The organism is Actinomyces sp. (genome assembly GCF_030530635.1).
GTDB lineage: Bacteria > Actinomycetota > Actinomycetes > Actinomycetales > Actinomycetaceae > Actinomyces.
This window is the reverse complement of the sequence record NZ_JAUMUL010000045.1, coordinates 19,574-29,567: the sequence shown is the minus strand read 5'-3', so window position 1 is coordinate 29,567 and position 9,994 is coordinate 19,574. Positions and strand designations below refer to the sequence as shown.

Annotated in this window: 10 protein-coding genes; 4 read left to right on the top strand and 6 right to left on the bottom strand. The window is 64.4% G+C overall.

Annotation, left to right across the window (positions count from 1 at the left end):
• The 3 genes from Q4A20_RS10555 to Q4A20_RS10545 form a co-directional block, all read left to right on the top strand.
• On the top strand, window positions 1–254 hold a 254-nt coding region (locus Q4A20_RS10555; RefSeq protein WP_303122762.1), incomplete at its 5' end, for a hypothetical protein.
• Window positions 251–577, top strand: coding sequence for a hypothetical protein (locus Q4A20_RS10550; protein ID WP_303122759.1), 327 nt, complete (start codon window positions 251–253; stop codon window positions 575–577). The genes Q4A20_RS10555 and Q4A20_RS10550, both read left to right, overlap by 4 nt.
• 138 nt (window positions 578–715) lie before the next feature.
• Window positions 716–1,135 (top strand): BsuBI/PstI family type II restriction endonuclease, encoded by a 420-nt coding sequence (locus tag Q4A20_RS10545; protein WP_303122758.1) that lies wholly within the window; start codon window positions 716–718, stop codon window positions 1,133–1,135.
• A gap of 561 nt (window positions 1,136–1,696) precedes the next feature.
• On the opposite strand, the gene Q4A20_RS10540 is transcribed toward Q4A20_RS10545, so the two are convergent.
• The gene (locus Q4A20_RS10540; protein WP_303122757.1) at window positions 1,697–2,416 is read right to left on the bottom strand and encodes a sensor histidine kinase; all 720 of its coding nucleotides are present in this window, start codon (window positions 2,414–2,416) and stop codon (window positions 1,697–1,699) included.
• A gap of 540 nt (window positions 2,417–2,956) precedes the next feature.
• Between Q4A20_RS10540 and Q4A20_RS10535 the strand changes: the two genes are divergently transcribed.
• Entirely contained in the window at window positions 2,957–3,640 is a 684-nt protein-coding gene (locus Q4A20_RS10535) for a response regulator transcription factor (protein ID WP_303122755.1), read from the top strand.
• Between the two features lie 24 nt (window positions 3,641–3,664).
• Here the strand turns inward: Q4A20_RS10535 and Q4A20_RS10530 are convergent, their stop codons facing one another.
• From Q4A20_RS10530 to Q4A20_RS10510, 5 genes are read right to left on the bottom strand one after another with little or no spacing between them, the layout of a single operon-like run.
• Entirely contained in the window at window positions 3,665–4,933 is a 1,269-nt protein-coding gene (locus Q4A20_RS10530; protein ID WP_303122753.1) for a S8 family serine peptidase, read from the bottom strand.
• A 41-nt stretch (window positions 4,934–4,974) separates the two neighbouring features.
• Entirely contained in the window at window positions 4,975–5,343 is a 369-nt protein-coding gene (locus Q4A20_RS10525; RefSeq protein WP_303122752.1) for a hypothetical protein, read from the bottom strand.
• Between the two features lie 17 nt (window positions 5,344–5,360).
• Entirely contained in the window at window positions 5,361–7,463 is a 2,103-nt protein-coding gene (locus Q4A20_RS10520; RefSeq protein WP_303122751.1) for a S9 family peptidase, read from the bottom strand.
• Entirely contained in the window at window positions 7,460–9,220 is a 1,761-nt protein-coding gene (locus Q4A20_RS10515; RefSeq protein ID WP_303122745.1) for an ABC transporter ATP-binding protein, read from the bottom strand. The genes Q4A20_RS10520 and Q4A20_RS10515 overlap by 4 nt, the downstream gene beginning before the upstream one ends.
• Complete coding sequence (locus Q4A20_RS10510) at window positions 9,187–9,978, bottom strand: hypothetical protein (RefSeq protein WP_303122743.1); 792 nt, start codon at window positions 9,976–9,978, stop codon at window positions 9,187–9,189. Before Q4A20_RS10510 ends, Q4A20_RS10515 begins: the two co-directional genes overlap by 34 nt.
• Between the last annotated feature and the right edge of the window lie 16 nt (window positions 9,979–9,994).

Below are 9,994 nucleotides of genomic sequence, written 5' to 3'. Positions count from 1 at the left end.
CCGATGCCCCCTTCCGCGCCACGGGAACCGCCCGCGTCGAGGCGGATGAACGGGCCGTGTGCTCGCGCGTGGTCGGTACAGGAGTACTCCCCTGGCCCGAGATTCTCGGTGCGCTCATCACCACCGGCTATGACGGCGCCCTTTCGCTCGAATACGAGTACCGCTGGCACCCCCAAGACCTGCCCGAACCCGCCGTCGGCTTCGCGCAGTCCGCAATCAATCTCAACAAGATTCTCAAGGAGGCAAACGCATGAGCAACGCCCTTCGCGTAGGCGTCGTCGGCCACGGCAATATCGCCACCATCGCCCAGCTGCCAACGCTCGTCACTCGCGACGACGTCGAGACGGCTGCACTCGTCAGCATTAGCCCCGACCCCGAACCGGTGAAGCGCCGCTGGGGCTTCCAGAACGCCTACCCGACACTTGAGGCGGCGCTCGACGCCCAGGAACTCGACGCGGTCTTCGTCCTACCCCCCCCCGCTCCGAGCACCTCGCCATGGCCAAGACCGCGCTGGGCACGGGCTGGACCCGGAGGTTGCTGCCGGCTTAACGGTCTGGCTGAACTCGAAACCGGTTGACGACTACTTCCGAGTCTTCTCCGGCCATACCCAGGTCAACGCCGGAGATCTGCGGCAGATGCGGTTCCCCAGCCTGGACCAGCTGCGCCGACTCGGCGAAAGCACGCATGACCCTGAAGCCGCCTTATTCCGGAGGCCTTGCTGACGATCCGGCTCTACGGAACCCCCGGCTTCGGCCCCGCTATTGAAGAGTACGTCGCTGAGGCGGGCAGCCTCGCCGCCCTCGGCGTCGATATAGACCAGCACGGGAAGATGCCTGACCTCGTGGTCTACCAACCCGACAAGAACTGGCTGTTCCTGATGGAGGCGGCCTCGACCCGCGGACCCATGGATCACATCCGCTACCGCCAGCTGTCGGGCCTGTTCTCGGGCTCAACTGCCGGTCTTGTATACGTGTCCTGCTTCCCCGATCGCGCGGTGATGCGTAGGTTCCTCCCCGACCTGGCGTGGGAGACGAAGGTCTGGCTGGCATCCGAGCCCACCCATATGATTCACCTGAACGGGGAGAAGTTCTTGGGGCAGTGTTTGCGACAGGGGCGCACCATCACCGACGCTTAGCAGGCTGGAAGCATGCCCGCCGCGGAGGTATCTTAGGTTGAACTGGGACGCCTAACGAGTTGTGCCACCGCTTCGACATCGAGCCCCTGGATGTTTTCGACTCCGTGGCACCCGGCGAGACCATATCCTCCGACTCCACGCACGGGGCACATCCGGTCTATCCGGTAAAAAACCGCCTCAGCATCCTAACTACAATTCACTTAGGACAGAAACCCACAGGCATCCTTTTAATATATATACACTGCAGGAGACTAGCGGACGCGACTACTTCTAAGACAGTCGCATTTTCACCAGAGAATCGTTCCCCGATCGAGTACGAGCCAGACAGAGATACGGAGCACACAACGAGCGCCACACTGAGAAACATGGCAGAAATAGGAGAGCGCAAGACCACAACAAACCTTCCTCTTGGCTTGGATGAGTGAGTCCATCATGCCTCGCCGCGTATCGCGATATCCATACCGCGTAGGTCGATAGCATCCGGCTACTTTCGTAGCAGCCCCCTCCCAAAACCTAGGCCTGAAGAAGCATACACCTCCACCGAGCGGCGGACTCACCGCCCTAGCTAGGCACATCGCGCCACATGCTGCTTAGTGGTACGGTGAAAACCACAGTCCAACGTCCCCCGTCCTGGTTCACAACGAAATCTCCACCTAGAGTCTCTACCCGACGGCGGGCCCCCTCAAGGCCGATCCCCGACGAGAACACCGCGTCCTTGGAATGGTTAGCGGCTGCAGAGTTAGTCACCATGCACTCAAACACATCATCATTAATCTCAATTGCAACCAGAGCACGCCCGCTTGCGATGGTATATTTCGCCACATTGTTTACAAGTTCGTTGATCACACGAAGCACCTGCTGCCGTGTTCCCGGAGTGAAAACACCATCACCTTCTAACAGTTCGACACCTTTCACGTCAAACACAGAATCACGTTCCTCTAACACGCGCCGCACATCGGCAAGCACTTGCTCCATAGGCCGCGGCGAGGCAACGGACGAAAGCAGCACAACATCACCATTGTCCGCCGCGGTCATACTTTGCAGGCTACGCCGCAACTGGCCCACCGCTGCGCGCACAGGCTCGATCACCGCATTCAGCTCGCACACAAGATCAACATCGTCCGAACGGGCTATTCGCAATCGCTCTGCTGTCATCACCGCGTACACCAGATCAGCGGCCACCGTATCATGAAGTTCGGATGCGACGAGACGTCGCTGCTGAGCGAGCGCTTTACGCCGCCGCAACGAAGCATCGAAGACCCGCTTGCGCTGATAATGCAATAGTTCCCCGAATATGACGCACGGTACAGCTATAATTGCTGTCCAGACCAACGATGCACCAAACGCATCTCGCCTGCTGTCATAATAGACGATAATCGCCAGAGCGGCAGCACTATACCCATACACCAACGTCCTAGGAACCCCGCGAGCGAGAAGTATAGCTACGACACCCCAGATCGCCATCGACGCAATTAATCCAGTAGTCTGTGGAACTGCTGAAGCTGTACACGTCATTGCAAAGCTAACCGCAGCGCCCATACCGGAAGAGACCGACGTGAGGGGCAATGTCAGTGATGCCACGGCCGTCAACGCAAGAACCGCTGCTTCGCGAGGAGTTCCTAGATAAGGCGACAAGGCGACTAGGAACACCGCCACACCTAGGTGCAGCAGGTGCGTGCGCGGCGTGGGCCGCCATAGCCCAGCCTCGTCCTGTACAGGCAGGAGGGTTGAGTGTAACGAGGCGAGGGATGAACGTAGCGAAGATAACACAGGCACGGTAACAGCTCCCGGCGACGACGGGTTTACGACTACGCTTAGGGTATGCCTACTCCCGACACACTCCCAACGGAGGGATCCAGCGACACCCCCATCCGGGTGGTCGTGGTGGACAACGACGTGTACGTCCTGCACGCACTACGTGCCTACCTGGAGAGCACGCCCCAGATCGAGTTGCTGCGCACCTTCGAGTCCGCCACGGATGCGCTTCGTTTCCTACGCGGCAGGCGCGTCGATGTTGTGCTCACCGATGTACGTATGCCCGGAATGGACGGCCTCGAGCTGCTGTCACGCGTCAAACAGGAGTCTCCTGAGATAGCCGTGGTGGTCCTCACGGGCTTCGACGATGACACCGCCATGCTGACTGCGTTGGCCCAGCACGCCAACGGCTTCCTGTACAAGACCGATCAGCCAGACGAGGTTGTCCGTGCCATCGTCGCCGCCCACCACGGCGGCACCAGCATCTCCCCAGATGCTGCCTCCAGGTTGGTCTCCGACCACCTGCGCCCGGTGCGGCGAGGACGTGCTCCCGACGACGTTACCCGGGCGGAGCAGAACGTCCTGGATCTGCTGTGTGAAGGCATGTCCAATGCGGATATCGCTGAGAAACTGGTTATCGCCGAAAGCACCGTCAAGCGCCATGTGTCCAGCCTGCTGCACAAGTATGGTGTGAGTTCACGTCTCAGGCTCGTCGTTGAGGCGACTAAGGCCGAGCGACCGCAGTCCTGAGATCCGTTTTCACTACCGGAAAAGTCACCACCTGGCATACCTGCCCAGCCGGAGTGTCCCGGTGCCGTACCACGTGTTGCCTCCAGCAGCACGCGCCTGACACAACAGTGCACTGTTCCGCGTGGGACAACCGATCGGTGCGGCCATTGCCAATAGCTTGTCTTCCACCCGAGAGGCCGGCGTGCCGCGTGAGATCAATATGGCCGCCGCCGCAGCCACCTGCGGCGCGGCGTAGGACGTACCATTCACATGCCAGTAGTAGCGGCATGATTCAGCGGTCTGGTCGCATTCGGCGATGACCTCCGGGGACGTGGAACTGCCGTCGTCTGCGATCACGTTCGCCTTGCGGAGCAGGCTCTCGGGGACGGTGGTCAGGATGGCCGCATCCTGACCGTGTAGCAGGTCGTCCTCGTCATACCAGAGCGGCTCACCGCCAGGGGCAACAATGTCCACGGCGTGGCCGATGTTGGAGTAGCTCGCACGCTCCCCCGCCGTGTTGACCGCTCCCACTGTGATAACGGCGTCCGACTGGGCGGGCATCGTGACGCACCCTTCATTGACTTCACGCTTCCCCTGCCCGGACCGGCCTGAGCTGAACCGGTCGACGGTTCCGTGGTCGAGGTCGAATCCCTCGTTGCCGGCTGCCGCTATGAGGATGGTCCCGCGATCCACCGCATAGTTAAGCGCTGACTGGATCTTCTCCAGATCGGCGGCCTGCTGGGCGCGTTCCTCGGCGGTGTCGCCCGGGGCGTCGGTGCAGTATCGGAACCACGGGTCAGTGGTGAATGCCATGACCAGGATGTCCAGCTCGGCGTCCGTCCCGTAGCGGATCGCCTGGGATACCGCGTCGGCCGAGAAACTGCCGGTTGCGTCGCCCGCCTTCAGGCTGACCAGGTCGACTTCGGGCGCGGCTCCACCGATGCCGCGGCCGTCTCGTGCCGCCGCGATGATACCGGCAACGCCGGTGCCGTGACCGAGCGGGTCCACTCCGGGATCGGTACAGTCGGGGTCCAGGCCGCAAGCCTTATACGACAGGAAGGAGCGGCTGTCCTCGGTATTGTAGGCGGCGGCCAGTTCCGGGTGAGTGGCGTCGACACCTGTATCGATGACCCCCACCGCTACTCCGGCGCCGTCCCAAGGCCGGGCGCCGCGTTCATTCCAGTTCAGGTACCACTGCTGAGCTGCGAGCGGCTCGGCGCGACGTTGCGGACTCCATGGTGCGGCCGAGGCAAACGGCGTGATCACCAGCGCCAGCACGAGCGAGACCACGACCGTCGTTAGTGCGCGGAGCAACCGGTGTTTCCGCCGAGACGACGGCCTCTGCGAATTGGCCGTCACCATCGGGCGACCTCCTCATACAACTGCCGCACGGGCGCGGTGGTCAGTGCAACCTCGCCATTGTGCTCGATCCAGGACACGAAGCCAGCCTCACCACTGTAGGGCGCGCGCTCTCTACCAATCACCAGATCGATGATGTGGCCCTGGCGTCTGGCGGCGAGGACAACGGCGGCGTCGCGTTCCACGTCCCCGACGAGTTCGCGTCCTTCCTTCTGCAGCAGGTCGCGCAGGCGCAGCAGTGTCGCTTCAACCTGTTCCAGGGATTCATGGGAGGGCTCGCCGATGCGTGGCGTCCAGTCCTGCATGCCTTCCTCCTCTCGGGAGGAGCGGACGGTGCGGACGGCGGCTTTGAGTTCGGTTCGCATGCTGCGGTTCATAGTGCTTACTGCCCTTCAGAGTCGGAGGTTGTTCGGTGTTGTAGGTGTGCGCCTTGGCTGGAGCACTGGGAGTCGGCGTTTGTTTTCCCAGCCCTTTCGGACATCCATTCGGCTTCGAGCCTGCGCTGCTCCAGGATCGACTGCCTGGCAGCGAAGACGTGCCCCTCGCCGGCGAAGACGGCGAGCGTGGCGTCCGCGCCACACAGCGTGAGGTTCTCGTAGAGGGTCTGGGACTGGCGGGGCGTAGTGGCGGAGTTCTCGTCGTCGCCGCCGCAGGTGATCAGGAACGGTATGCCCTGGTGTTCGCGGGCTCGTGAGACCACGGTCATCAGGCGGTACAGATCGGGCGCGGAGGCGGCGGTGCGCCGGTCGTGCTCGAATCCGCCGGGAGTGGCGTAGCGGTCGTAGGCACCACTGCGCAGGATCACTCCGGCGGGAGACACCAGGTCACGGAGCACGGCGACGGCGGCCAAGGCGGCCCCGAAGCTGTGGCCGCCGAGGAACGGTGTGCCGGTATTGCCGGGGAGAGTCTCGGCGATCACGTTCAGGGCCGCCTGCCAGGCCTGGGTTAGCACATTCACGATTCCGTCGGTGTCCGTGCGGGCCAGGGCCTCGTAGTCGATGCCGACGCGGACCACCGGCCGGGAGCCGGCGTGGCTCCATTGGGCGGAGCCGACCGGCAGCGAGCCGATGTCAATGCGCGTGAGATGCGGGGCCAGCCCGGGGACGGTCCAGGATGAGTCGAACCAGACCAACGGTGTGGCCCCCTGAGCCGACTCACTGGTAATCGACTCAACTTCATGTCCCAGTGCGCTGCGAGCAACGACCGATGCGGAGGTGCCTAACACAGGATCGTCAACGGGAGGAACCCATAGCACCCGGCTTGGCCGGGATGCGGATTCGCGCCTTCCGTATGCCGTTGGCGCCGCGTTTGCAGAAACAGGTGGTATGGCGTCGGGGTCGGCGAGGCCTCCGGCCTGGTCCGGTGTGATCGCAATCTGCCGGCAGCCGTGAGTGCGTTCGGTTATCACCCGTACCCCGACGCGGTCGTCACCCGGGAGTAGCCGCTCCACTTCGGTTCCGTCACTCCACCAGCCTCCGGGCCAGTGCACGGTGTCCGGCCTCCGACGCTCGACCCAGGCGCCGTTGAGCCCGGGCACGCCGGTATAGTGGTCGACCGACTCCTCCAGCGTGGCGATGACGGTGCCGTCCTCCACCGTGTAGGAGGTGGTCCGGCCCGGCAGGCGCTCGGTGAAGACCACGGCCCTGGCGTCCCCGGTGTCACGGTGGGCCACCGAGGTTCGGGGCAGGTCTCCGATCGGTGAGGACTCGGACATGTCTCCCTGCGAGGTCGCCGACACGACGTAGTGGTTGACGTGGTCTTCTGCAAGAAATACCGCCAGTTCGGTCGTCGTGGCGGCGATCCCGAGGATGAGTGAGTCCTCCGCCTCGAGCAGCACTACTGCTCCGGCGGGCAGCCCGGGTAACGGGGCGTCATCCATCATGACGGTGCATGCCCCGGCGCAGAACAGGTCCTCAACGATCGCGTCCGGCCACGTCTCCTCCCCCGTGCTGTGCCGGGGAATCGTCCGGCAGGCAGGGTATTCCTGGCGGAGCCAGATCACGTGCCTGCCGAGCCGCCACAGGCGGGTCGGCCCGGCGTTGTTCGGACGCAGGCCGAGCAGTGAGCGGGTGGAGGCGCCCCAGCCGACAGGGTGAGCCTCCATATGCTCGCGCATGCTGACCTGTACTTGCCCGTCACCTTGACGTTGGCAGTAGACCCAGCCGTGTTCGCCATGCCAGCATGGCAATCCCTGCGCGGTTTCTGCGAGCAGCGTGGCCTTGCCGTCCGGTTCGATGATACCCAGGCAGCCCTCGGGCACGGGAGCGGGGAAGAAATCGCCGCCGATACGGTCGTAGGCTATGCCCCGGTGACGCAGCAGGTCCTTGCGCGGGCGCGTCGTGGCGGGGTGGATGGGCTGTTCCAGCCGGACCTGTACGCCCGTCCGGGCGTCGGTGAGCGTGTGGACCTCCACGCATCCCAATCCCCCACCAATCGCTTCGGGGTGCTCCTCACCCGGACCGAGCCCGGTCACCCGCGCCGTCATGACGAGACTCCGGTGACCACCGCTCCCATCGGGGCACCGGTCATCGGGGTGAGTCGGCCGGCGTCCATGCGGTACCTGCGATCGGTTACCGGCGCGAGGCGAGCATCGTGGGTGGTGACGACGATGCAGTGATCCCGGCGCAGGTCGAGGAGGGTGGCAATGAAGCGATCGGCGGCCTCGTCATCGAGCGCGGCCGTGGGCTCGTCCAGCAGCAGCACGTAGGGGTCCAGCGCGAGCATCCTGGCGATGGCCAGGCGCGCGCGCTCACCGCCGCTGATGCGCATGCCATGCTCGCCGAGCATGGTGTCCATGCCGGAGCGGTCTCCCATACGGTCCAGATCCAGGCCCACGCGCGCACAGAGCTGCCGCACGAGTTCTTCGCTGATGTCGGGGCGTACCGCGCGGAAGTTCTCCAACAGGGTTCCACTGCGGAAGAAGGGCTCCTGCGGGCACAACTGCACAATCCCGTTCCAGGCCTCGGTCCCTATGTCTGCCGGGGAGTAACCGCCCACAGTGATACTGCCGTGCGTGGGCGGGTTGGCCCCGGCAATGAGGGTCAGCAGCGTGGTCTTGCCGCTGCCTGACGGTCCAACCACGGCGACGATCTCCCCGGGGCGGGCAGTCAGGTCGACGGCGTCGAGCAGTACGGTGCTGCCGGTGTCGGTTGGGACCGAGTAGTCGATCTCCCGGACGGCGAGGGTGTCGCTTCCTCGTGGCACGATGGCGGTGCCGGCGTTGGCCGGTTCGTACCAGTGCTCGTCCGCCTCCAGGAACTCATTCACGCGTGAGAGCGCCGCCCAGGAGGTGGCCAGACCGGTACGGATTCCCGAAGCGCCCTGAAGCGGCGCATACAACTGGGGAACGAGTACGGAAAGCGCCGCTAGTTCACCAACGGTCATCTCACCGCGAATGACCGAGCGGCCCCCGATGACGAGCACCACCACGGTCCCCACAGTGCCTATCAGATCCAGCGCCGTTGAAAAGAGACCATCAATGGTGATCATGCGCGCGTAGGAGGCTTTTACGCCCGCTGCTGTTTGCTCTGCGCGATGGTGATCGCCGCCGATACTGGCCGCGTTGCGGGCGAAGAGGTGCCCGGAGACCCCCATGCGGTCGGCGACCGTATTACTGAAGGCGGACATCGCCTCAAGCATGTGGTCGGTCGCCGCACTCAGCATGCGTGAGACCTTCTCGGTGGGCACCATGAGCAGCAGCGCCAGCACCAGGACGGTCAAGGTGATGGTGTAGGAGCGCGACCACATGACCCCCAGCAGCACGCCCAGCCGCGTTACCAACCCGGTCAACTGCGGGAGAATGCCGGAGACGAACGACTGCGCCTGCGCGGTGTCATTAGTGATGCGCGAGAGTGCGTCGCCGTTCGGCGCAGCCGCAACGGCAGAGGACGGCAGCCGGGTGAGCTTGTCCAGCATGAGCACCCGCAGGCGCTCCTGGAAGTGCTGCCCGGTGACGACGGTCATCCGCTGTGCGGCGAAGTCAACGACCGCGTTCGCCAGTGCAGCGGCTGCGGCGAGCAGCCCGGGGACGATGACCACCGTGACGGAGGCGCCCGGGCCGGCGGCGTCGATGATGCGCTGCAGCATGAGTGGCGAGACCACGGCAAGTCCTGCCTGTGCGGCCAGCAGCAGGGAGATGCCGATGATGGCGGGCAGGATGGCCCACGTGGCTCTACCGCACGCGGAGGCCCAGAAGTGCCGCACATAGCTCAGGGCTGGGCGACGAGGTGACGTTCCCGCCATGACTGCAGCACCTCCCGGCACTCCTGCAGTCCGGATTCCACGTGTGCGTCGCTCGGGTCCGCGGTGGACATGGAGACAACGGACGGGAACACGGATACGTCTACGCCGACCTCACGCAGAAGGGTGGCGGGTTCGGAATCACGATCAACCCAGCGGATCGTGCCGCCCGCCTCAATGTCATTGACCTCATGCTTCTCCATGATCTTGAGCGCGGAGCAGGCGGTGCAGGTCGGGGAGAGCACCACCAGAAGGCGGTCGTGCTCCATGTTGAGTCCCTGTTCCTGCCAACTGCGCCTGTTCCACAGAACGATAGCCAGCGTTATGACCAGTGCTGAGGCCGCCGCAATGGCCAGGCGCGCCAGCACGGGCGAGGCGACTGCGTCGCCGAGCGCGACGGCCGCGGTCAGCGCCACGGCAGCGAGCGCGCAGCCCCAGATGTGCAGCCTGCCGACCTTCATTCCGGCCACGCCGAAGCAGCCGCATTCCTGCCCGCGCAGGGTGGTGGCGCCAATGACGAAGGCGGCGTACACACCGGCGAGGATGACGCAGGCCAAACGCGCACTCGGTAGGGCGAGCGCGGCCGCCGCGGCCAGGACCTCCACGGCGATGACGAACCCGCTGGACAGGTGGAGGTTGAGGAAGTTGGCGCCTTCGGGCCAGGCCAGGCGCATGCGCGCAGTGGCCCAGAGCTTGGCGCCGGCGGTGCCGAGCAGGACCCCGGCTGCTCCCCCGATCAGGGCGGTGATCAGTGCATTCATGATTGTGTCTCCTTGT

Coding starts and splice junctions, on each gene's coding strand:
- Q4A20_RS10550 (WP_303122759.1), top strand. CDS start 251: ATGAGCAACGCCCTTCGCGTAGGCGTCGTCGGCCACGGCAATATCGCC.
- Q4A20_RS10535 (WP_303122755.1), top strand. CDS start 2,957: ATGCCTACTCCCGACACACTCCCAACGGAGGGATCCAGCGACACCCCC.
- Q4A20_RS10525 (WP_303122752.1), bottom strand. CDS start 5,343: ATGCGAACCGAACTCAAAGCCGCCGTCCGCACCGTCCGCTCCTCCCGA.
- Q4A20_RS10520 (WP_303122751.1), bottom strand. CDS start 7,463: ATGACGGCGCGGGTGACCGGGCTCGGTCCGGGTGAGGAGCACCCCGAA.
- Q4A20_RS10515 (WP_303122745.1), bottom strand. CDS start 9,220: ATGGCGGGAACGTCACCTCGTCGCCCAGCCCTGAGCTATGTGCGGCAC.
- Q4A20_RS10510 (WP_303122743.1), bottom strand. CDS start 9,978: ATGAATGCACTGATCACCGCCCTGATCGGGGGAGCAGCCGGGGTCCTG.